At 42.2% G+C, this 22,786-nt stretch carries 16 protein-coding genes; 11 read left to right on the forward strand and 5 right to left on the reverse strand.

All coding sequences use genetic code 11. From position 1 onward, the window contains the following. The first annotated feature begins 3 nt into the window (after positions 1 to 3). The 5 genes from C5O00_RS03725 to C5O00_RS03745 all read left to right on the forward strand — a co-directional run bounded on the left by C5O00_RS03725 (position 4) and on the right by C5O00_RS03745 (position 6,990). Positions 4 to 1,008 (forward strand): glycosylasparaginase, encoded by a 1,005-nt coding sequence (locus C5O00_RS03725; protein WP_105215061.1) that lies wholly within the window; start codon positions 4 to 6, stop codon positions 1,006 to 1,008. Positions 1,009 to 1,455: 447 nt separating this feature from the next. Continuing rightward, on the forward strand, positions 1,456 to 3,255 hold the full coding sequence (locus C5O00_RS03730) for a tetratricopeptide repeat-containing sensor histidine kinase (protein ID WP_158676772.1): 1,800 nt from the start codon (positions 1,456 to 1,458) through the stop codon (positions 3,253 to 3,255). An 88-nt stretch (positions 3,256 to 3,343) separates the two neighbouring features. Next, a complete protein-coding gene (locus C5O00_RS03735; protein ID WP_105215065.1) occupies positions 3,344 to 4,033 on the forward strand; it encodes a LytR/AlgR family response regulator transcription factor in 690 nt (229 codons plus the stop codon). A gap of 141 nt (positions 4,034 to 4,174) precedes the next feature. Continuing rightward, positions 4,175 to 6,319, forward strand: a complete 2,145-nt coding sequence (locus tag C5O00_RS03740) for a phage tail-like protein (RefSeq protein ID WP_105215067.1) — start codon at positions 4,175 to 4,177, stop codon at positions 6,317 to 6,319. A 71-nt stretch (positions 6,320 to 6,390) separates the two neighbouring features. Further along, positions 6,391 to 6,990, forward strand: a complete 600-nt coding sequence (locus C5O00_RS03745) for a diheme cytochrome c-553 (RefSeq protein WP_105215069.1) — start codon at positions 6,391 to 6,393, stop codon at positions 6,988 to 6,990. Between the two features lie 59 nt (positions 6,991 to 7,049). Here C5O00_RS03745 and cphA read toward each other — a convergent pair whose 3' ends face one another. Next, entirely contained in the window at positions 7,050 to 9,686 is a 2,637-nt protein-coding gene (cphA, locus tag C5O00_RS03750; protein ID WP_105215071.1) for a cyanophycin synthetase, read from the reverse strand. Between the two features lie 94 nt (positions 9,687 to 9,780). Here cphA and C5O00_RS03755 point away from each other — a divergent pair, with 94 nt between their 5' ends. Continuing rightward, positions 9,781 to 10,638, forward strand: a complete 858-nt coding sequence (locus C5O00_RS03755; protein WP_105215073.1) for a cyanophycinase — start codon at positions 9,781 to 9,783, stop codon at positions 10,636 to 10,638. Here C5O00_RS03755 and C5O00_RS03760 read toward each other — a convergent pair. Further along, positions 10,635 to 11,564, reverse strand: coding sequence for an isoaspartyl peptidase/L-asparaginase family protein (locus C5O00_RS03760; protein ID WP_105215075.1), 930 nt, complete (start codon positions 11,562 to 11,564; stop codon positions 10,635 to 10,637). The genes C5O00_RS03755 and C5O00_RS03760 overlap by 4 nt on opposite strands. Before the next feature lie 101 nt (positions 11,565 to 11,665). Here C5O00_RS03760 and polA point away from each other — a divergent pair, with 101 nt between their 5' ends. Beyond that, positions 11,666 to 14,512 carry a DNA polymerase I gene (gene polA / locus C5O00_RS03765; RefSeq protein WP_105215077.1) on the forward strand — a complete coding sequence of 949 codons (2,847 nt, stop codon included), beginning with the start codon at positions 11,666 to 11,668 and terminating at the stop codon, positions 14,510 to 14,512. Between the two features lie 63 nt (positions 14,513 to 14,575). Here polA and C5O00_RS03770 read toward each other — a convergent pair whose 3' ends face one another. Together C5O00_RS03770 and C5O00_RS03775 are read right to left on the reverse strand one after the other, a co-directional pair. Next, positions 14,576 to 15,307, reverse strand: coding sequence for a phage tail-like protein (locus C5O00_RS03770; RefSeq protein WP_105215079.1), 732 nt, complete (start codon positions 15,305 to 15,307; stop codon positions 14,576 to 14,578). A 153-nt stretch (positions 15,308 to 15,460) separates the two neighbouring features. Beyond that, positions 15,461 to 18,151, reverse strand: coding sequence for a DUF5916 domain-containing protein (locus C5O00_RS03775; protein ID WP_105215081.1), 2,691 nt, complete (start codon positions 18,149 to 18,151; stop codon positions 15,461 to 15,463). A 212-nt stretch (positions 18,152 to 18,363) separates the two neighbouring features. Here C5O00_RS03775 and rplM point away from each other — a divergent pair, with 212 nt between their 5' ends. The 4 genes from rplM to tsf all read left to right on the forward strand — a co-directional run bounded on the left by rplM (position 18,364) and on the right by tsf (position 21,218). Next, positions 18,364 to 18,819 carry a 50S ribosomal protein L13 gene (rplM, locus tag C5O00_RS03780; RefSeq protein WP_105215083.1) on the forward strand — a complete coding sequence of 152 codons (456 nt, stop codon included), beginning with the start codon at positions 18,364 to 18,366 and terminating at the stop codon, positions 18,817 to 18,819. A gap of 2 nt (positions 18,820 to 18,821) precedes the next feature. After that, complete coding sequence (rpsI, locus tag C5O00_RS03785) at positions 18,822 to 19,208, forward strand: 30S ribosomal protein S9 (RefSeq protein WP_105215085.1); 387 nt, start codon at positions 18,822 to 18,824, stop codon at positions 19,206 to 19,208. Positions 19,209 to 19,380: 172 nt separating this feature from the next. Then, the gene (gene rpsB, locus C5O00_RS03790) at positions 19,381 to 20,163 is read left to right on the forward strand and encodes a 30S ribosomal protein S2 (RefSeq protein ID WP_105215087.1); all 783 of its coding nucleotides are present in this window, start codon (positions 19,381 to 19,383) and stop codon (positions 20,161 to 20,163) included. 89 nt (positions 20,164 to 20,252) lie between these two features. Next, on the forward strand, positions 20,253 to 21,218 hold the full coding sequence (gene tsf, locus C5O00_RS03795) for a translation elongation factor Ts (RefSeq protein ID WP_105217564.1): 966 nt from the start codon (positions 20,253 to 20,255) through the stop codon (positions 21,216 to 21,218). 57 nt (positions 21,219 to 21,275) lie between these two features. Here tsf and C5O00_RS03800 read toward each other — a convergent pair whose 3' ends face one another. After that, positions 21,276 to 22,676: a S1C family serine protease gene (locus C5O00_RS03800; RefSeq protein WP_105215089.1), complete on the reverse strand. Its 1,401-nt coding sequence runs from the start codon at positions 22,674 to 22,676 to the stop codon at positions 21,276 to 21,278. Positions 22,677 to 22,786: the final 110 nt, after the last annotated feature.

The following is a 22,786-nucleotide window of genomic DNA, read 5'->3' on the forward strand; positions in this document are numbered from 1 at the left end:
AAAATGAAAAGACGAAAGTTTATTCAGAGTGCTTCCTTATCCGGATTAGGTGTGGTTGCCGGGAGTGCGGTAATTAGTTGTGCAGAATCTTCAACCAGTTCAGAAAACAAACCAGAGAAAATGGTAAATAAAGTTAGTTTACCTGTGGTTGTGGCCACCTGGAATGTAAATAACGCAACCGCAAAGGCCTGGGAGCAGCTACAGCAAGGTAAAAGTTCCCTGGATGCTATCGAGGCGGGATGTATGGTAGAAGAAGCGAATGCAGAAGGGCAATCGGTGGGAATAGGCGGACTTCCGGACCGGGACGGAAATGTGACGCTCGACGCCTGTATTATGAACAAGAATGGTGATTACGGTGCGGTGGTATATCTTCAAAATATAAAACATCCTATTTCTGTTGCCAGAAGAGTGATGGAAGATACTCCCCATGTTATATTGGCGGGAAAAGGGGCAGAAAAATTCGCGATAGAATCCGGTTTTAAACCCGAGGATCTGCTTACTGAAAAATCACGAGCAGATTGGGAAAAATGGAAAGAGAAGTCGGAATACAAGCCCATCATCAATATCGAAAATCACGACACCATCGGGATGTTAGCCATTGATAGTAAGGGTGATATAGCAGGTGGATGTACCACCAGCGGTTTGGCATATAAAATGGCCGGGCGCGTAGGAGACTCCCCTATAATTGGATCCGGCCTATTTATAGATAATGAGGTAGGTGGAGCAACGGCAACAGGATTAGGAGAAGCTGTATTAAAAACTGTTGGAAGTTTCCTTATTGTGGAATTAATGCGACAAGGAAAATCACCTCAGGAGGCGTGCGAAGAAGCTATTGGCCGTATAGTAGCTAAGAATAAGAATATAGAAGACTTTCAGGTTGGCTTCATCGCGGTGAATAAAAAAGGTGAGACCGGAGCTTATGCCATACATAACGGTTTTTGGCAAACTCGGTACCAGGACAATAAAAACGAGAATATCCCTTCCGATTTCTACAATAAGAAATCTTAATAAAGTTAAAATTCTACATTTCAATAGGTTAGCTATACTGAATAAGAGCAGAATTGTTTCAGATAATTCCTACAAGGAATGGCGATGATAAATTTTTTTTGTAATTTTGCACTACATAAGTAGGTTGATACGCTTAAGCGAATCGATCAAATTTGGGGCGAAAAGCCATCACATCTGTGGTGGCTTTTCTATTTCTTCGTTGTTAATTTAGGTTTTTTCAACCCACTGTTTTAAGATATATTTCTCTACCCTAATTACAAAAAGTTTTTAATACTCTTTAATAAATGTGTCGGGGAGTCTTACATGAACAGGATAGTATATTTTTGTAAATTACCTGTTAATTCCAGCCAGATACAACCTATGATCAAGAGCTTGCTTTATTTTTTCATCTTTCTTTGTTCGTGTCAAAGTATTGCTCAGCAAATAAATAAAAGATACATAGACAGTATGTTGGTATCGATCTCCCGCCATGATAAAGAGCAGGTACGAAGCGGGATGGATGAATTAAATATAAAGCTATCATCTCTCCCGCGAGTGGAAGCCAATCCGCTATATCAATACCTGATAGAAAAGGCAAAAGATCCTTTTATAAAGATGATAGCGCTGGGAGATCTAGGGGGATTTCTGATAGCAAATGATGCGCCTGATGAAGCTATAGGCTACTTGATCAAAGGACTCGAACTCAGTAAAAATCAGGGCGAAATAGAAGACCGTTTTAGCTTCCACGTGAGTCTTGCAAATGCTTTCATATTTCAGAACCGGGCCGAAGAAGCGCTCTCCCACCTAAATATCGCCGAGTCCATGGCGGTAGAATTGAAACAAACAGATGCCGTCGCCAGCGTAAATTATTCTAAAGGAATGATGTACGAATCCATCGAAGATTTTGAACAGGCCACAACTTATTATCTAAAAGCCTGGGATACCTTGAACCTGGTTGAAGATCATCCCGAAAGAGGGTTTTATCTTTTTGTCCTGGTAGATTATTTTAAACGTCTTGGCAATATTAAGGAACAAACAAGATTTACCGAACTCCTGGCGAATTACTACAGTAAACGACAACCTGAGATACCTTTTACTCATTTACCCACTGCCCATATATTTGATACATCGGCTACCGCCGAAAATATTAAAAGGTATAAGGATGTTATAAGGGTGAGCGATAGTATGGGTGCCATAAATTCTATGATGTACAGCTCCCTTTTTCTTTCTAATATTTACCTGAAAGAAGGAGAACCAAAGGCTGCTATAGAGGTGCTCCAGCCCCTTATTCGAAGTCTGGACAGTACAGATCGCCGACAGCAAAAAATGGTACTCTATGAGAAATTATCCGTGGCATACGAAGCCAACGATGATTTTAAAAATGCCTTGAAATTTAAAAATATGGTATCTCAACTCAGGGATACCTTGGTTTCAGAAAAAACAAAAAGAAACATAGCCGAACTGGAAGTAAAATACGATCTGCAAACCAAGGAACGAGAGCTGGAACAGCAGGCCGCTTCGAAAAAACTATTGTACTGGATATTGGGATCTGTTTTTGTGGTTCTTCTAATATTAAGTGTATTCTTTTTGAAGAACAGAAAGAAAAACCAGAAACTAGCCCAGCAGAAAAAGCTTCTGGAAGCTACCGTGGATGAAAAAAATGTCTTGTTAAAAGAAACACACCATCGGGTAAAGAATAGTTTCCAGATAGTTTCATCTTTACTTTATTTACAATCGGAGAATATGCAGGATTCCGAGGCGCAGCAGGCGATCAAAGAAGCTCAAAACAGGGTTAGGTCCATGGTATTGATTCATCAGAAATTATACAACAAAGATCAATTAGTGGGGATAGATACAAAAGAATACTTCCACGATCTTACCAGAGAAATTTTCGATAGCCATCAGGAAAATGGCAAAATGGTAAACTATACGCTGCATGTGGAATCGATGTTGTTGGATATCGAATCCATAACACCCATTGGTCTAATCTTGAATGAGTTAATTACCAATGTGCTAAAACACGCATACGATGTAGATGATAAAGATCGAAAAATGGAAATTTCATTTCAAAAAGAAGGTAACAGGCTTATTTTGAAAGTAAGTGACAACGGCAAAGGTATGCCAGAGCATGTTCGCGAAAATTCCTTCGGAATTAAACTTATGAAAGCACTGGCAAAAAAATTAAAAGCCACCTTACAATTTAAGAAAGCTTCCGAAAATGGAACCATTGCGATTCTTGAGGTAAGTAGATTTAACTTACTTGCATAAATCTGGTTCCCTAAAAAATTGTGATCTTTCACTAAATTTATTGTGAATACCGGCATAATTTAAAATAGATTCGAAACCTAATCATTAGATGTATTCCTTGCGCATATTAATTGTTGAAGATGAGCCCCTAATCGCGGTTACTATTGAGACTGCTTTAAAAAAGCAGGGGTTTACCGTAATAGGGGATGCCGAAAATCACGAAGAAGCCATACAAGCAATTCAGGGACAAAAACCGGATCTTGTGTTACTGGATATAAAACTGGCCGGCGAGAAGGATGGCATCGATCTGGCAATAGATCTCGATGCACGCAATATCCCGTATCTCTTTCTCACTTCTCAAACCGACCCGCATACTATAGACCGTGTAAAACAGACCCATCCCCTGGGTTTTATTGTAAAACCATTCACCGAAGCAGGATTGCGTTCTAACATTGAACTTGCCTGGCATAAGTTGTCTACCACTAAAGATGATTTCTTGTTATTCAAATCGGAAGGAGAAACATATAAGCTTAACCAGAAAGAAATTCTTTACCTAAAGGCTTTCGATAATTATTGCTTCGTTGTAACAAAGGATCACAAATACCTGGTCCCTAAAACACTGAAACATACCTCTCAGGGACTTAATCCCACCCATTTCGTTAAACCCCATCGTTCTTACACTGTAAATCTTAGGAGGGTTAGTAAAATAACTTCAGACTCATTGCTTATAGAAGATACATTAATACCTTTAAGTAGCGCCAACCGTGAATCTATCAAGGAAAGACTAAGTACGGCCTGATCTCATTCACTAAAAATAATGGGGCATTGACTAAAAATATCAGGACTAACCGTTCTTCCCATTCTATATTTATTCCAGTATAAAACCTTTTTTAGCCCCTTTCTTAGAAACCTTCAGCTAGGTCCGGCAAAATATTTAATTATGAAGCGATTATTACTGGTAGTAGCCGTTGGGATTGTTAGCTATACAAGTGTGGCACAAATTGGAATTGGGAATACCGATCCGAAATCCAGCCTGGATATTTCGGCAAGTGATATCACCTCCCCTTCAAATACAGATGGAATACTGATTCCCCGAATAAACGATTTTCCCGTTACCGATCCGGGGGCAGATCAGGACGGGATGCTCGTTTTTGTAACAGGGGCAGGAAGTCCTGCTAAAGGGTTTTACTACTGGGACCAGGGAACAACCAGTTGGGTTGTAATAAGTGGCGCTAGTAGTGACGCCGATTGGTATATCACCGGAACAACTAATCCTTCCACTACTATAACAGACAACATCGTTACGCAAGGCAGTGTGACAGTAGGAACGGATTTAAGCGGGTTCCCGAATTCGAAATTTTTTGTAAAAAGTGATGTAACAAGCGATATATACCCAATCCGAATTAGTCCTGAAGGAACCCCTGCAAGCTCGGCTACAATCTACAACTTATATAATACGGATACCTCCCTTACACCCTCGGGCGCCTTTAACTATTATGCACTTTACAATAATTTCACCAGTACACATACCGGGAGCACATCCGGACTTTACAATAATTTCAGCGCTAGTGGCGGTGCAGAATATGGCGTTTATAATCTGTTTAATAGTATTTCCGGTACCTATGGAATGCGAAATGAATTCACAGGCACCACATCAAACAGCGCGAGTTTTTTTGGCATAGAAAATAGATTGCTAAGTTCTTCCACTTACTCCGGCACTGTATATGGAATTTCCAACACACTACAAGCCGAAGGTAATGGTGCACGTTACGGACTATTTAATTCGATCTCGGGAAGCGGGACTGGAGATAAATATGGAATGTATACCAACATCCCCTCAGCCTCTGGCGGACAACATTTTGGTATCTATTCAGATGTTCAAAGCGCCACGGGATTTGCCGGCTTCTTCGTAGGTCGCACTTCTTTTGGCACAGATCCCGTCACCGGAAGATATCTTATGCCCACAGCCGATGGGACATTCGGGCAGGTAATGACAACCAATGGGGCCGGACAATTAACGTTCACAAATCCAACAACTGATACCAAAAACACACTAGATGGTGCTTATGATGAGGGAGGAGCAGGAGCTGGAAGAACCATTATTGCCGATAACGGTCCTGTTGTAATAAATGGAACCGATGGATTCTGGGTAACCGGAACACATGGTACTGGAATTGCGTTTTCGGTGACAGCAGATCTTTCTACCAGCTTCTACAACCCCGGTACTTCTGTGACACGATCCGGGTTTGCTTCCGGAAGTACGTGGTCTTTATCAAATCAAGGTATATATTCTGTAGCTATGGGCTACTCCCCTTTAGCTTCAGGAATTGCCTCTACGGGTTTTGGATATCTAACTGAAGCCTCGGGAGACCGTTCAACCGCCATGGGTAATGGAACAGTGGCTCCTTCGTTCGCTGAAATTGCGCTGGGAAACTTTAACTCCACTTACGTGCCAACTTCAACGGGGTCTTATAATAGTGCGGATAGACTTTTTTCGATTGGAAATGGCATAAATGCTTCAAACCGAAGAAATGCCTTGAGTATTTATAAGGACGGAACGATAAACATAAATGATGCCTATAATATGCCACTAACAGATGGCACTTCAGGACAGGTGATGGCCACAAATGGATCTGGGCAATTATCTTTCATTAATCCTGGAACCGATCTCAGTTCCTTTGCCCTGGCAAAAATGAGCATGTCTGCAGATCAAACGTTACCTGCTTTTACCTATACCAAATTAAATTTCGACACTACTGAATTCGACACAGGATCTAATTTTAATGCTGCATCTAATCGATTTATAGTTTCCGAACCCGGCTATTACCGTATCGATGCCAGCATGGCTCACCTGGCGAATATGACAAACCCCGATTCATTCACTATAGCGATCTATGTTAATGGTTCTGTGGTGAAATACGCCAGATTCGAACATCACGGATCGGGGCCGGTACATCGATCGGTAAGCACTATTGAACAGCTTTCCAACGGCGATTATATCGAGATTTTTGGACATGGAATATCATCTTTAACAATCTCTTCTTCAACAATATATACCACTTTTGAAGTAGAACGAATAAGATGAACAACCAATCGTTTTATTGATTAAATTAGATTGAAAATTCAGCAAATATTATCTAACTAAAACAACCAGTCATGAAAACCACAATTTTTTTAGCAGTTTCTGCATCGCTGTTTCTAATGGTGTCCTCCTGTAAAGAAAAACAGGAAGACTACTCCGAAAAAACTGAAGCGGAAGAGATGGCTCTTTCCAAGGAGGAAAGTATTAAAAGAGGAGAGTATCTGGTAACGGTAATTGGCTGTGACCATTGCCATTCACCAAAGAAAATGACCGATCAGGGTCCTGTTCCCGATTTGGATCGATGGATGATGGGGTTTCCCGCAAATGATCCCGTACCGGAAGTACCCGAAAATGCGGTTGGACCAGGCAGATGGGTACTACTAAACAACGACCTCACAGTTGCCGTAGGTCCCTGGGGAACTAGTTTCGGCGCCAACCTTACCCCAGATGACACAGGTATCGGAACATGGTCTTTCGATCAGTTTAAAAAGGCAATGACCGAAGGTAAATATAAAGGCATGGAAAATAGCCGACCTCTTATGCCACCCATGCCATGGCAGTCGTTCGCTCATTTATCAAATGAGGATCTAAAGTCTATTTATGATTATCTAAAGTCCATTCCACCAATAGAAAATGTGGTGCCTAGTTATCGCCCTCCATCTGGTGCCCAATAATAACTTGAACCAATAAAAATTACTCCTCCTTGCGCTGAATGAAGGAGGAGTTTTTTATGCTATTGGGCGAAGATCTTTTCTCCTGTGACTTCCTGATGTTTGAATTTCTTTACCAGCTCTAACGCATCCGGCACAACGTCACTACAACAAATTATCAATGAATCTTTCTTAGCGTTGTTAACCGCATGTGTAATGGCTTCTTTTTCTGATGGGATAATAGTGGTTTTCTTTTTCGGATCTTTCTTCTTTATTCCATCGCTTAGCAATTTGATCAATTCTTCCTCGCTACGACCTCTTAATCGTTTGTCCTGCCTTATTATGATCTCATCGAACATGTCTGCCGCGATACTTCCTATCTCATTGGTATCTTCATCACGACGGTCCCCAACGCCCGCAATGATACCCACCTTAACTGTCGCATCCATCTTATCTGTGAGTTGTTTTAAGGCTAGCATGCCGGCCGGGTTGTGCGCATAGTCCAGGAGTATTTTAAAATTCTGAAACTCGAACAGGTTTAAACGACCCGGAGTTTGTGCAGCAGATGGAATGAAGGTTTCCAGGGCTGCCTTCATGTCTTCGATACTAATTCCACGCACATTCGCTGCTATAACAGCAGCCAGCACATTTTGTATCATAAACATTGCTTTCCCTCCAAAGGTTAGCGGAATATTCTCTGCTTTCATAATTCTCATCTTCCAGGTACCTCGACATAGAGTCACATATCCATTTTCGTACACGGCGGTAATTCCCCCAATGCGCTGTAGCGCCTGAATTCTAGGATTGTTCTCATCCAGAGAGAATAGTGCAAGATTACAATTGATTCCACGTCTCATTTCGTATACCAGGTCGTCTTCTGCATTAAGAATTGCATAGCCATCGGGTAAAACCGTTTCGGGGATGACGCCTTTTACCTTGGCCAGCTGTTCTATAGTGTGTATTCCTTTAAGTCCTAAATGATCTGCAGCCACATTGGTCACCACAGCGACATCGCAATTGTTGAACCCTAAACCGGCTCGTAACAATCCACCTCGTGCACATTCAAGAACCGCAAAATTTACCGTGGGGTCTTTCAGGACAAATTCGGTGCTAGCCGGTCCGGTACAATCACCGGACATTAGCAATCTGTTCTGTATATAAACACCATCACTGGTAGTATATCCCACCCTGTAACCACTCATTTTTGCCATGTGGGCTATTAGCCTGCTGGTGGTTGTTTTACCATTCGTTCCTGTTATGGCGACGATGGGGATCCTCCCCGTATCGCCCTTGGTAGGGAACAATTTATCTACAACCGGGGCTGCGACATTTCGCGGCAATCCGGTAGTTGGGGCCAGGTGCATTCTAAAGCCGGGCCCGGCATTTACCTCGAGTACAGCTCCGCCTGTTTCAGAAAGAGGCTGACTTATATCACTCGTCATCACATCTATTCCACAAATGTCAAGGTCGATGATCTTGGAGATACGTTCTGCCATTGCCACGTTAGCAGGGTGAACAATATCTGTTACGTCCTCTGCTGTACCTCCTGTACTGAGATTAGCTGTATCCTTCAATATTAATCGTTCTCCCTCCGGGAGCACCGAATCTTCGGTATATCCTGCGTCTTTGATAATTGTGCGCGTAAGATCGTTAATGGTGATCATTGTAAGCACATTTTCATGCCCATACCCTCTTCTGGGATCCTCATTCACTTTATCCACCAATTCCCGAACAGTCGATTTTCCATCTCCAATAACGTGTGCAGGAGTTCTCTTGGCGGCTGCCACCAAAATGTGGTTGATCACTAGTAAACGATAATCTTCACCTGTAATAAATTTCTCAACAATTACACGCCGCGAAACTTCCTTGGCAGCATGAAAAGCGACCAATGCCTCTTCATAATTCTGTATATCTACAGTAATCCCTCTCCCGTGATTACCATCTATAGGTTTTATAACCAAGGGGTAACCAACGTAATCGCAGGCGTCTTTCAAGCTGCTTTCACGACTAATTATATCGCCTCTTGGAACCTCAACTTCTGCCTGCTCCAGCAGGTATTTTGTGTCTTCCTTATCGCATGCCAACTCAACACCGATACTGCTGGTTTCGGATGTTACGGTAGCCTGTATCCTTTTCTGATTGGCTCCATAACCAAGCTGACATAAAGAATATTTGTTGAGTCTTATCCACGGAATACCTCTGCTTGCTGCTTCTTCAACAATAGAACCCGTACTTGGTCCTAATCGCGACGCTTCCCTTAATTCCCGCATTTTCTGAATATCCGGTTCCAGATCGTATTCCTCTCCATTGATCAAGGCTTCACAAATACTTACCGAAGCCTTGGCGGCATAACGTCCCACGTTCTCTTCTATATAGGAAAAGACAACATTATAAACGCCTTTTTCACCATAACCCCTTGTGCGTCCAAAACCAGTATCCATTCCCGCGAGTGTTTGTATTTCAAGGGCAATGTGCTCTATAATATGTCCCATCCAGGTTCCTTCTTCTACGCGCTGAAAGAAACCACCGGGCGTTCCCACCGAACAGCGATGTTCGTACATCGTAGGAAACATAGCCTCCAGTCGCTCCCTAAATCCATCGATCTTATTGGACGGCATCTCCTCCATCTCTTCCAGATCAAGGACCATTACTATTAATTTATGTCTTCTAACAGACCAGTAGTTAGGTCCTCTCATTGCATTTATTTCACGTATTCTCATTTGGATTGGCTGTTATTTATTTATTAGGAAAGAAGATAAATATATAATTTTTATTACAACAAAACCCGTATTTTTGCCGCAATAAATTGATTGTATGAAGGCTAAAGGAATATTGATACCTATTGGAGGAAATGAAGATAAGGGTATTGAAACATCAGATTATCACAAACTCGAATATATTGAGGAAGGAATACTCGCCAGGGTGGTAAAAGAAAGTGGAGGAACGGGCGCTAATATTGTCGTTATTCCAACCGCTTCCAGCTATCCCGTCGAGGTGGGTGAGAATTATCTTAAGGCATTCCGGAAACTGGGCTGTGAGAAGGTTACTGTCCTCGATATTAGAAAACGTAAGGAAGCAGAAGATCAACTTAATCTTGACTTAATACGGAATGCAGACTGCGTTATGTTCTCGGGGGGAGACCAGTCTAAGATCACTAAGATCATTGGCGACACCACCATGCACGACCTTTTACTGGATAAATACCACAATCAACCCTTTGTTATTGCAGGTACCAGCGCAGGAGCCATGTGTATGGCCAGGGAAATGATCGCAGGTGGAAGCAGTACAGAAGCCTTTTTTAAGGGTGCAGTAATTATGCGAAAAGGGATGGGCTTTGTTCCTGATCTTGTTATCGATTCGCATTTTATCCGTCGAGGCAGATTTGGCAGATTGGCTGAAGCTGTTGCCAAATTCCCACACTTAATAGGAGTTGGACTAGCTGAGGACACTGGCCTGGTGATAAAAAATTGCAATACCTTCGAAGTGATAGGGTCCGGAATGGTGATTCTCTTCGACCCAAGGAAACTAAAGCACAATAATGAGAAGATCCTTGATGCGGGAACACCTATGTCTCTAATCAACCTCAAAACACACGTTTTGGCCAATGGAGACCGTTTTAACCTGAATAAAAAGAAGGTAAAGGTACTTCCGATGGAAGCCCCGTTCGTCTAGGCATATATTCCAATTTCCTTATCGCCCCTCGAAGTTTTAAAAGCGCGGTACATTCCTTCGGTGTTAAAGGGCATGGTAATATTAGCTTCAGCATCTACAGCAATAAGCCCTCCATCTCCATTGATCTTGGTGATTCTCTTATAGATTACTTCGGAAGCGGCCTCTGCTAGGGACATATTCTTAAATTCCATAAGACAGGATACGTCGTACGCAACAACACCCCTGATAAAATATTCCCCGCTTCCCGTGCAACTCACTGCACAGGTTTTGTTATTGGCATAGTTTCCCGAACCTATCATCGGACTATCACCCACACGCCCCCATTTCTTATTGGTCATCCCTCCTGTTGAAGTCGCGGCAGCTATGTTTCCGAAACCATCGCAGGCCACTGCTCCCACAGTGCCGAATTTTCCATCTTTCTTTACACTGTGGTCCAGCTGAAAAGTATCGCTGTCCTTTATCCCCTGCCATTGCCGGTAACGAACCTCATCGTAAAAATACTCGGGTTCCAGTTTCTCGTAACCAAGCTCGGCAGCAAAACGCATGGCGCCTTCCCCGGCCAGAAACACATGGTTACTTCGTTCCATCACATCCCGCGCCAGTGTAACAGGATTCCGGATCCCGGTTATAAGGCTTACAGCGCCCGCATTTAAATTTGAACCATCCATGATGGCCGCGTCCATCTCATGGGTTCCTTCGGCTGTAAAAACACTACCTTTCCCTGCGTTGAATAGCGGTGAGTCTTCCAGTAAACAAACAGCCTTTTCTATGGCGTCTATCGCAGTGCCTCCCTGTTCGAGTATTGCATACCCTTCCTCCAATGCTGTATCCAGCGCTGCTTTATAAGAAGCTTCTAACTGAGGTGTCATCAATCCCTTTATCAAGGTTCCTGCACCTCCGTGAATTGCGATGGAATACGGTTTCATCCTTAGTGGTTTTTGTGCCCGAAAAATACGAATTGCAGTGCAATAAATTATAATTCGCCAAAGAAGTTTTGTAGTTTTATACACTACTTTAAATTATAGCAATGTCCGACCAAAAACGCCTTTTCCTCGTTGATGCATACGCACTTATATTCAGGGGATACTACGCTTTTATTAAGAATCCCAGAATCAATTCGAAAGGTATGGATACCTCGGCCATCCTGGGATTTACCAATTCGTTACTGGATGTAATTAAACGAGAACGCCCGGATCATCTTGCCGTGTGTTTCGACAAAGGTGGTAGTGAAGCGCGAAACGAAATGTTCACAGATTACAAGGCGAACAGGGATGAGACCCCGGATGCCATCAGGATCGCTGTTCCTTATATAGAGGAAATTTTGAAGGCCATGCATATACCCATCATGGTGAAGGAGGGTTATGAAGCTGACGACGTTATTGGGACGCTCGCCAAAAAAGCCGAAAAAGAAGGGTACAAAACCTATATGGTCACCCCGGATAAGGATTTTGCCCAACTGGTCTCAGAGAACATATTTATGTACAAACCCGTGTTTGGCGGAGGCTATGAGACCTGGGGAATCCCGGAAGTAAAGGAAAAATTTGAGGTGGACGATCCTAGTCAGGTAATTGACTATTTAGGCATGATGGGAGACAGTGCAGATAACATTCCCGGGCTTCCCGGGGTGGGTGATAAAACAGCCAAAAAATTCATTGCTGCCTATGGCTCCATGGAAGGTCTTCTGGCCAATACCGATCAACTGAAAGGAAAGATGAAAGAAAAGGTGGAGGGAGCGAAAGAACTGGGTCTGCTTTCCAAAAAGCTGGCCACGATCATGTTGGATGTTCCGGTTGAATTCGACGCCAAGGATTTTGAAATGTCTGAGCCCGATATTCAAGGGGTGACCAAAATATTCGAGGAATTAGAATTCAGGAGGTTAACCGATAATTTTATAAAAACTTTTACTTCGGAACCTTCTAATAGCGATTCCAAATCGGTTCCTTCGGAAGAAAAACCAACTCGCACAAAAGCGAGCCCGACCGCAGCTGGCGCGGGCCAGTTCTCCTTATTTGGAGGGGACGGGGAACCTTCAGAAGCAACACAAAAAAAATATAATTCCCGAAATACCATCAACGATATAGAGCATTTCTATCAAACCGTACAACCGGGGATGGGAACAAAATTATTTCTTCAGAATTTAAACAATCAGAAAAGCGTGTGTTTCGACACCGAAACTACCGGCCTTAATCCGCTTACGGCCGAATTGGTAGGAATTGCTTTTAGCTGGGAAACCGGAAAAGGGTTCTACCTGCCGTTTCCCGAGGATTTCGAGGAAGCCTGTGAACTTATGGAGAGCCTACGGCCCTTCTTCGAAAATGAAGGCATCGAGAAGATCGGTCAGAATTTAAAATACGATATAAAGGTACTTGCCAAATACAAGGTTGATGTAAAGGGAAAATTATTCGATACCATGTTGGCTCACTATCTTATCAACCCCGATATGCGTCATAATATGGACGTCCTTGCCGAAACCTACCTCAATTATACACCGGTTTCTATTACAGAATTAATTGGTAAAAAGGGTAAGAATCAATTGTCCATGCGGGAGGTCCCGTTAGAGCAGCAAACAGAATATGCTGTTGAAGATGCCGATATCACATTGCAGCTGAAAGAACATTTTGAAAAAGAACTGGGAGAAGCGAATACCCAAAAATTATTTGATGAGATCGAGATCCCATTGCTAAGGGTACTGGCCGCTATGGAATTGGAAGGAATAAACCTGGATGAAAATTTCTTAAAAGGCTTATCTGTAGAACTCGATAAGGACATCAAGCGACTTGAAGCCGAAATCTACAAGGAGGCCGGAGAAGAGTTTAATATTGGGTCCCCAAGGCAATTGGGTGACATCTTATTTGATAAGATGAAACTGGTGGATAAACCAAAAAAGACCAAGACCGGACAATATTCTACGGCCGAAGATGTACTCTCCTACCTGGCAAAAGATCATAAGATCATTCGGGATGTACTGGAATATCGCGGACTTTCAAAGCTAAAAAGCACCTATGTGGACGCCTTACCCGGGCAGGTAGAACCCTCCACCGGCAGGGTCCATACGGATTATATGCAAACGGTGGCAGCCACCGGCAGGCTTAGTAGCAACAACCCAAATCTGCAAAATATTCCTATCCGAACCGAAAGAGGCAGGCAAGTGCGGAAAGCATTTATTCCCAGAGATAAAGACCATATTTTACTGGCTGCAGATTATTCACAGATAGAGTTACGCATTATAGCTGCACTGAGTGAAGAGGAAAATATGATCCAAGCATTTAGAGACGGAGAAGATATTCATGCCTCTACAGCTGCTAAAGTGTTTAATATCCCTATAAAGGAGGTAACCCGGGAGCAACGTGGTAATGCAAAGACCGTTAACTTTGGGATTATTTACGGGGTTTCGGCATTTGGGCTTAGCAATCAAACCGATCTTTCAAGAACGGAAGCCAAAGAACTTATTGAAACCTATTACAAAACCTATCCGAAGCTACGCGATTACATAAGCGATCAGATCGCGTTTGCCCGCGAACATGGGTATGTGCAAACCGTATTAGGACGAAGGAGATATTTAAACGCCATAAATGGCAGTAATGCCGTAGTACGTGCCGCGGCTGAAAGAAATGCGGTAAATGCACCCATACAAGGAAGTGCAGCCGATATTATAAAGATCGCGATGATCAATATTCATAAGAAGCTGGAGGAAAAGAAATTTAAAAGTAAAATGCTTTTGCAGGTTCATGACGAATTGGTTTTCGATGCGTATAAACCCGAATTGGAAGAACTTCGCCAAATGATAAAAACAGAGATGGAAGGAGCTTATAAGCTGGCCGTTCCCCTGGTAGTTGAGATGGGTCTGGGCGAGAATTGGTTAGAGGCGCATTAAAAAATGCTCCCGTTTCCGAGAGCATCTAACCTAACAAAAATTCTAATTATAAAAAAAGTAGTCTTACTTATAAGCTTCGAACAATATCACGACGCTATCGGCATACGAATCTACATTTAATGTAAATCCGTCTGAATTGAAAGACGAAAGTGATGCGCTGGTGATACCAAGAGAATCTCCATTTTGATTTGAATATCTCAATCCAACACAATGACTGGGCGAGGCATAACGAGAAATATCATTGATCGAATTTCCGGAACCTCCACCATAAATTACCTGTTGGTCTATACTGCCGGATCGATCGCGGGCAAAGCCTTTCATATATCCGTACGCATTCGCAATTCCTGTATTATTATTTCCAACCCCGTTATCGCTATTCAAAGTGTAGGATTCTACATTGGAAAAAGCGGTGATCGATACACTTGAGGGTTTAAACGGAAGTCCACTAATAACCAGACTTCCTGTACCTGTAATAATGGCCTTTCCTACATAAACTTTTGGGGAATTATCTGCAAGTTGCGTCCATTCGGTACCGGTCCAATAATAGAAACCAGCCTGGGTTAGACCAGCTGCTCCTGTATTATAGACTAGGGTACTTTCGGCAAGTCCGCCACCTTTGGGGTTAACCACAGTAACATTATCTGTTACCGAGGTTAACGCCACTCTGGGCAGGAGAACACCTTGTGATCCAGATTGGACATCCAGGGCAGCCTGAGGCTCTGTATTCCCGATACCAACCTGGGCAAGTAGGTTACATGATGTGATCAACAAAAGGGCAAAAAAAGTATTTTTCATCAACTTTATTATTTAGTTGTGAAGCAAATGTATGTTGTAGGAAACAGACTCCAAAAAAATGTGGCTGATCGAAAATTGGTTTTCGACAGCCACACTCATTTATCGATGAAATACACTATTTAAAGATGAAACGTATTCACCTTTACGGTCAGTCTATAACACAAATCTGTAGGTTGCTTTTATTAGGAAAGTGTTTTGTGGTCTTTCGCTCAGCAATTGATTATCGATAATAGTTCCAAAACTATTGTTTACATCGCCCAAGCCGGTAATACCCTGCGACCAAACCAGAAATATTTCGGAGCCCGGGATGTATTCCCATCGCAAGACGAGGTTGGACCTGAACTGCACAAAGGCAAAATCTGGATTTCCAAAGGAATAATCAACCGCGGAATCTCCGTCTTCGTCTACGTTATAGACCCCGTCTGCAAAACTTATTTGGTTTCCGTTGTACCATGCAACACGATCATTCAGGTTTTTAGCCATAGGATCGGTAACGTAGTTAAAGTTGGAAAATTTAGCTTTAAAGATGAAAGGTTGTCCGTAATACTGTATGGTAAGATTAGGATTGATATTATAGTTTACGCGTAATGTAGAACTAAGAGACTCATTATCGATCTCTCCCAGAATGTAGCGCGGTGTGCCGTTAAAACTGGATTGAGTTACATATTGTGTTTTGTTAGGGCTTTGCTGATATTCGTTCACCAGGCTGAGGTTGAGCGAATTTAGGGGTTGATAGAAAAATCTCAATACATATCTTTTGAATGAGAAATTATCCTGTTTCGCTTCCGAATGTACATAACCGGCATGCATATTAAATTTCTTCCTGCTATCGGTTCCGGAGAAAAAGTAGAAGAAATTCTCTTCATTCCAGCGCCATCTTGGCCCACCTCTTAACACGGTATTGGAATAAATCCTTGGTTTATGAGCTGCTCCAAATTCGGACCACCAGTTATTCTTCCAGTTCACATAACTAAATATTTCATACTGAATGCGGTTATAGTTACCTTCAAAATCGTATTGGCTGGACTGGTTTAAACCAATATTAGCTTGCCTGAACCAACTTGTTGGCTTGTTCCAGATACGCCTGATATTGGCATACTGACTTATTTGATCCGCCTGCCTTAGGAAACCGATATCATTCAATTCTAATTCGGGCGATCGAAAATTTCCACCTGTATTATAACGCCAGTTTCCATTATCACTTCGGCCGCCTATTTCAAAGCTTCCACCCGTTCCAGTTAGGGAAGTTCTTGTTGGATCCACGCTCACATGATCTGCATCAACACGCTGGAACAAATGTGTTAAAGAAGTTTGGGTATTCTCTATCGCCTCTGGACTACCTTTTACCGTACTGAAAGTGAATTTTCCTGTCACATAATATTTACGTTCCTTCCAGTTATGCAGGGCATCGATCCCTCCTGTATAGGCACTTTCTCTTAAAAAGTCCAGATTATCCTCCAGTTTTCGGTTCGTAGCGGTAATGATCCCACCCACATAAGAGTTGTTTTCGTTAAAATCCTTTTGGGCTCTGGCCACCAGATAATTTGTTAAAGGTTCCACTAGTTCCTCACGCGGCATTCCTCTTTGTTCCAGGTTTTCGAGAACTTCCGGATCTGTATTGAGTTTTATCTCCGCGTATTCTTTTGAAGTTACACTTTCCAGGAGTCCGAGTGCCCAACCGTTCTTGGTCTTTCCACTAAATTTGGCTGCTCCTAAAATAGTTGTATTGTTTGGGAAATCTTCGAACTCGCCCATACTGGCATCGGCGGTTGTGTATCCTTGCGGGGTTCGGCCAATCCTCCTTGAAAAGAACAAATTATCTGCCCCACCACCAACGGTGAAGTCGAACACATTTTTATTCTCTACAAAAAAGGGTCTTCGTTCCTGGAAGAAGATCTCGAACCCATCCAGTGCAATGGCTCCGGGATCGGCATCTACCTGTCCGAAATCCGGGTTAATGGTAAGGTCCAGGGTAAGGTCGTTTGTAACCCCGATCTTAGCATCCAGGCCAGCCGTGAGTTTGGTATCACTTCCATCCCTAAACGGATTTCCGGGCATTTCTTCATAAGTATCCAACTGGGCCACGGTATAAGGTTGAATTTCCAGCTGTTTTTGCGGCTTTATGCCTTTTATTCCTTTAAGAATACCGAATTCACTTACCCATCCCGGCGGACTTGGTGGTATAGGTTGCCACAACGAACGTTCCTCGTTGTTAAAATATCGTCTTGTAGATTGGATCCCCCATACCTGTTCGTCGTCGTTGCCAAATCGCAACTGACTTAAGGGAATTCGTATTTCGGCGGTCCAGCCTTCGTCGTCTATGTTGGTGTCTGTATACCAGATGGGGTTCCAACTGGAGTCCCAGTTATTTCCATTATTTGAGATAAATTCGTCTCCTTTCACCCCAGAAGCCGAGACTGTAAAGGAGAAACCGGTTCGATCATCGTTATAGCTATCAATATTAACTTCAACCCAGTCGCCTGGGAAATCATCCCGTCTCCCCATACGTTTTTCGATGGTAGAAGGATCTTTTTGGTAACATCTGAAAGCAAAATAAATATTCTTATCATCGTAAACGATCTTCATTTTGGTTTGCTCTGTTGGTGCAGTACCGATATCGGGTTGGTTCTCCACATAATCTGTGGTCCATTCTACTGCCTCCCAAGCGGCATCGTCCAGAATACCGTCAATTTTAATGGGTTCCCGGTCTGCAACCGAGGTAGTGGTGTAGACTCGTTTTTCGTAGTTTACCTGAGTGCTGTCTGTAGTTGATTGGTCTTGTGCGAATAATGGCTGAAAACATATTATACCCGTTATAAGGTATAACGATCGGAGGATTGACATACTGATTAGTTGTTGATTGATGAATGAATGACATAAGTTAAACAGAGAAGTGACACCTTTAATTGTTAATTAATAAATTTTTAACTTTTTAAAAGGGCATTTCCCTGAGGCTAAAATATCCAACGACCTCTTGTTTTTCAAATAAATAGTAGTACATTTGCAGCCCTTTTTGAAGGGAAACAATGTTTATTAACTATTTGACAAAAAACTAAATGGACACATTAAGTTACAAAACAGTATCTGCTAACAAGAACACTGTAAATAAGGAGTGGTTGTTAGTTGATGCGGACGGGCAAGCATTGGGTCGTCTTGCGAGCGAAGTCGCTAAATTACTTCGTGGAAAACACAAGCCAAATTTCACGCCTCATGTGGATTGTGGTGACAATGTTATTATTATCAATGCTGAAAAGATTAATCTTAGTGGTAACAAGTGGGAACAGAAAACGTATATCCGTCACACCGGATATCCAGGAGGGCAACGCAGTTTAACTGCCAGTGAGCTCTTCCGAAAAGATCCTACCCGTGTTGTAGAAAAAGCTGTAAAAGGAATGCTTCCGAAGAATAAATTAGGAGCCGAACTTTTCAGAAACCTGAAAGTGTATGCCGGAACTGAGCATGACCAGGAAGCACAGAAACCAAAAACCATTAACCTTAACGACAAGAAGTAAGCATGGAGACTATTCATAAAATAGGAAGAAGAAAAACTGCAGTTGCGCGTGTATACCTTACAGAAGGAAAGGGTAATATTACCGTGAACAAGCGCGACATGGATAAATACTTCACTACTGCAACTTTACAGTATAAAGTGAAGCAACCTCTTACCTTAACTAATAATGTGGATAATTTCGACATTAATGTTAATGTATTTGGAGGAGGGATCACAGGGCAGGCTGAAGCTGTTAGACTAGCTTTATCCAGAGCTATGTGCGAACTAGATGAGGAAAACAGAAGTATCTTAAAGCCAGAAGGTCTGTTAACAAGAGACCCGAGAATGGTGGAGCGTAAGAAATTCGGACAGAAGAAAGCGCGTAAGAAATTCCAGTTCTCTAAACGTTAAAATTTTCAACCTGTTTGGGTATTCCTTATGGAGTACCCAAACAAGGTTATAAGTTCATATTTTATTATTAAGCTGTTATTCCCGCCTGCCGGTGGGATGTTAGTTTAGCATCTAAACCTAAGTCGGAAATCGAACAGGTTGCTATCTAAACAGGAACGTAAACTAAAACAAAATGGCAAACAACAAAGAAGTCAAAGAATTACTTGACGCTGGTGTACACTTTGGACACCTTACCCGAAAATGGAATCCTAACATGGCCCCATATATCTATATGGAGCGTAACGGGATCCACATCCTAAACCTTTACAAAACTGCTGCTAAGCTTGAAGAAGCTAGTGAAGCTATGAAAAAGATCGCTGCCAGTGGCCGTAAGATCCTTTTCGTTGCTACCAAAAAGCAGGCAAAAGACATCGTTGCAGACAAAGCGAGCAATGCCAACATGCCGTATATCACAGAAAGATGGCCAGGTGGAATGCTTACAAACTTTGTAACCATTAGAAAGGCTGTGAAGAAAATGGCGATGATCGATCGTATGAAACAGGATGGAACTTTTAATACGCTATCCAAGAAGGAGCGATTAGCAGTGGATCGTACACGTGCGAAACTTGAGAAAAACCTAGGTTCGATTAGTGATATGAGTCGTCTGCCCGGTGCGTTGTTCATTGTTGATACTACACGCGAACACATTGCTGTAAAAGAGGCTCAGAAATTAAACATTCCTATTTTCGCTATGGTAGACACAAACAGTGATCCACGTGAGATCGATTTTGTGATTCCTTCCAATGACGATGCGTCTAAGTCGATAGACAAAATCGTTTCCAGAGTATCGGAAGCAATTATTGAAGGGCTTGCAGAACGCAAGAACGGAAAAGCCGCTGAAGGTGATGAGCCAAAAGCTGCCGCTCCTGCCAAGGCCAAAGCTAAAGCTGTCGCTGCCGGCGAAGAAGAAGAATAACAAAAAGATAAAGTATTCAGGTTGTTTGATCTTATACTGTAGGATCAATTGAACAACTTTTTAAATTCATAACACAAAACACTATGGAAATGGTTAAGATTACCGCCGCAATGGTAAACGAATTAAGACAAAAAACCGGAGCCGGAATGATGGACTGTAAAAAGGCATTGGTCGAGGCAGAAGGTGATTTTGATAAAGCAATTGAGATCCTTAGAAAAAAAGGACAGAAAATCGCAGAAAAAAGAGCCGATCGTGATTCTAGTGAAGGTGCTGTTATTGCGAAGGTAAACGACAGTAACACCAAAGGTGCTATTGTATCTCTCAACTGTGAGACCGATTTCGTTGCCAAGAACGATGATTATGTTGCTATGGCACATAAAATGGCCGAGATCGCCCTTGGAACTTCTTCTAAAGAAGAGTTCATGGCTGCAGATTTCGACGGGATGACCGTGGAAGAAAAACTTACCGAGCAAACCGGTGTAATTGGAGAAAAAATTGAGATCGGGGCGTATAAAACCCTTGAAGCTCCTTATGTTGGTTCGTACATTCACGGTAACAAGATCGCAGCTTTAGTAGGACTTTCAGCAGAGGTTGACAACGTCGACGTATTAGCTAAGGACCTTGCTATGCAAATTGCATCTATGGGTGCTACTACCTTATCATACAAAGATTTCGATGCAGATTTTATCGCTTCAGAAACTGAAGCTCGCATTGCTGTGATCGAAAAGGATAATATAGAATTAGGTCGTTTAGGTAAAACTTTGAAAAATGTTCCTAAATATATCTCCAGAGCACAACTTACCGATGAGGTACTTGCACAGGCCGAGGCAGATATCAAGGCTGAATTAATCGCTGAAGGAAAACCGGAACAGATCCTGGACAGAATCGTACCTGGAAAACTGGAGCGTTTCATCGCCGATAATACTACTCTGGATCAGGAGCAATGTCTGCTCGACCAGAATTTTATCAAAGATGAAAAGCAATCTGTTGCCGAGTATGTGAAATCCTATGGAGACGTTGAAGTAGTTAACTTCGAGCGAGTTTCCCTGTCTTAAGACACACCAAAGAATGAAAAAAGCCGTGATTTTGATATCACGGCTTTTTTTATACCTCTATTTAAAATATGATAGGGTTAGATAAGATGTGTTTATATATTTCAACTCGTTGGAATATGCTCTTATCCTGAACTTTCCTTCATCGTAGAAATGTACGTCGAAGTACTTGATGTCGTGCGAAGGATTAACTGTTACGGCAAAATCCCTGTACTTAGTATATACCCCAGGACTGGTTTCTTTGTCGATCAATACCGATATTTTCGAGGTGTTTAGTTTGTTTGGGTAATTATCTACATAAAACCAAATGGTTCCGCCCGCTGTTTTATCGATATTAAAAGATTTATAACGCTTGGTTTTGTTAGGGATCAGGTTTTCATTTTTAGCGGGAGATAAATGTGAAAAGAATATCTGGGATTTCACATAATAATCGCCGGTTGAGGTAGATGGAGGCGATAGCGGTTTTTTAGTTCGTGCGGCAATAAGGTCGTTGATCTCCTTTACCGTTTTTATGGGTTGTTGAGTTCCTTTTACTGTGTTTATTGAAGAAGATCTGCTTGGAAGTGAAAGCCCGTTTGCTATTAGTTTGCTATGCGCTTTACTGTCTATAGCCGAGATATAATACATCCCATTGATCCCGCCAACCAACCCAATTCCGGTAGATCTACCTTTGGCAGTGGCAATCCCAATAACTTTATTTTCTTCATTAAAAACAGGGCCTCCACTATTCCCAGGATGAATTTCGGCATCTGTTTTTATATAGCCGTAATCTGAATTGAGAACATAGTCGTTCCCGCTCATGATACCAACGCTAATGGTACTAAGGTCTTTCATCATGAGATCTGCATTTCCTTTATATTGTGCAGGATATCCGTATACACATAGTTTTTCGCCCTGGCTAACATTATCTGAATTCCCTATAGGAACAGTAGTGAATTTTCGGTGAACCGGATTACCTTCCATGTCACTTACAATTTTTAGCATGGCACCATCGTAGGTACCGGTACCTATGGAAATTACTTCCGCAATGTACAGGTCGTAATCGTTCTCCCCTTGACCGTGAAAAACCTGAATTACCGGCACAGTATAACCGGCGTTATATACCTTGAGCAGATCTTTGCTCTGCACTATTTCATCTGAATAAACCGAAATAGTTGATTTCTTCACGTTGTTTTCGGTGATATCGTAATCCAGATAACCTCTAACGCTGGTTTCTACCACATGTTTGTTGGTGAAGAGGTAGCCGTCTTCAGTAACAATAAATCCAGACCCTCGGCTTAGGTAGCCTTTTCCTGCCTCTATTTTCTCCAGTTCTGGATCGAATAGTACCACCTTTACGACTCCTTGATAATACTTGGCGGCTATGAATTTTGTGTCAAGTCCTTTCTCCTTACAGGAAATAAGGACCAGCAACACAAGAAGGCTGGTCAATTTATTCATGGTCATGGTTTTATATTTCATTAGAGGGGAATCAAGTATAAAAATAGGAATTGTATTTAAAACATCAAGTGTGAAACAAATCAATTAAATATTTCTTTATAGAGCAGGTATATAGGATAACTAAGTTTTAA

The sequence above is a fragment of the Pukyongia salina genome, from assembly GCF_002966125.1.
In the GTDB taxonomy this organism is placed as follows: domain Bacteria; phylum Bacteroidota; class Bacteroidia; order Flavobacteriales; family Flavobacteriaceae; genus Pukyongia; species Pukyongia salina.

Excerpts from the sequence above, each read along its gene's own strand:
- C5O00_RS03755 (WP_105215073.1), top strand. The coding sequence starts at position 9,781 with ATGAAGGCTAAAGGAATATTGATACCTATTGGAGGAAATGAAGATAAG.
- polA (WP_105215077.1), top strand. The coding sequence starts at position 11,666 with ATGTCCGACCAAAAACGCCTTTTCCTCGTTGATGCATACGCACTTATA.
- cphA (WP_105215071.1), bottom strand. The coding sequence starts at position 9,686 with ATGAGAATACGTGAAATAAATGCAATGAGAGGACCTAACTACTGGTCT.
- C5O00_RS03730 (WP_158676772.1), top strand. The coding sequence starts at position 1,456 with ATGTTGGTATCGATCTCCCGCCATGATAAAGAGCAGGTACGAAGCGGG.
- C5O00_RS03740 (WP_105215067.1), top strand. The coding sequence starts at position 4,175 with ATGAAGCGATTATTACTGGTAGTAGCCGTTGGGATTGTTAGCTATACA.
- rplM (WP_105215083.1), top strand. The coding sequence starts at position 18,364 with ATGGACACATTAAGTTACAAAACAGTATCTGCTAACAAGAACACTGTA.
- C5O00_RS03760 (WP_105215075.1), bottom strand. The coding sequence starts at position 11,564 with ATGAAACCGTATTCCATCGCAATTCACGGAGGTGCAGGAACCTTGATA.
- C5O00_RS03770 (WP_105215079.1), bottom strand. The coding sequence starts at position 15,307 with ATGAAAAATACTTTTTTTGCCCTTTTGTTGATCACATCATGTAACCTA.
- rpsB (WP_105215087.1), top strand. The coding sequence starts at position 19,381 with ATGGCAAACAACAAAGAAGTCAAAGAATTACTTGACGCTGGTGTACAC.
- C5O00_RS03735 (WP_105215065.1), top strand. The coding sequence starts at position 3,344 with ATGTATTCCTTGCGCATATTAATTGTTGAAGATGAGCCCCTAATCGCG.
- C5O00_RS03725 (WP_105215061.1), top strand. The coding sequence starts at position 4 with ATGAAAAGACGAAAGTTTATTCAGAGTGCTTCCTTATCCGGATTAGGT.
- C5O00_RS03775 (WP_105215081.1), bottom strand. The coding sequence starts at position 18,151 with ATGTCAATCCTCCGATCGTTATACCTTATAACGGGTATAATATGTTTT.
- rpsI (WP_105215085.1), top strand. The coding sequence starts at position 18,822 with ATGGAGACTATTCATAAAATAGGAAGAAGAAAAACTGCAGTTGCGCGT.
- C5O00_RS03745 (WP_105215069.1), top strand. The coding sequence starts at position 6,391 with ATGAAAACCACAATTTTTTTAGCAGTTTCTGCATCGCTGTTTCTAATG.
- C5O00_RS03800 (WP_105215089.1), bottom strand. The coding sequence starts at position 22,676 with ATGAAATATAAAACCATGACCATGAATAAATTGACCAGCCTTCTTGTG.
- tsf (WP_105217564.1), top strand. The coding sequence starts at position 20,253 with ATGGTTAAGATTACCGCCGCAATGGTAAACGAATTAAGACAAAAAACC.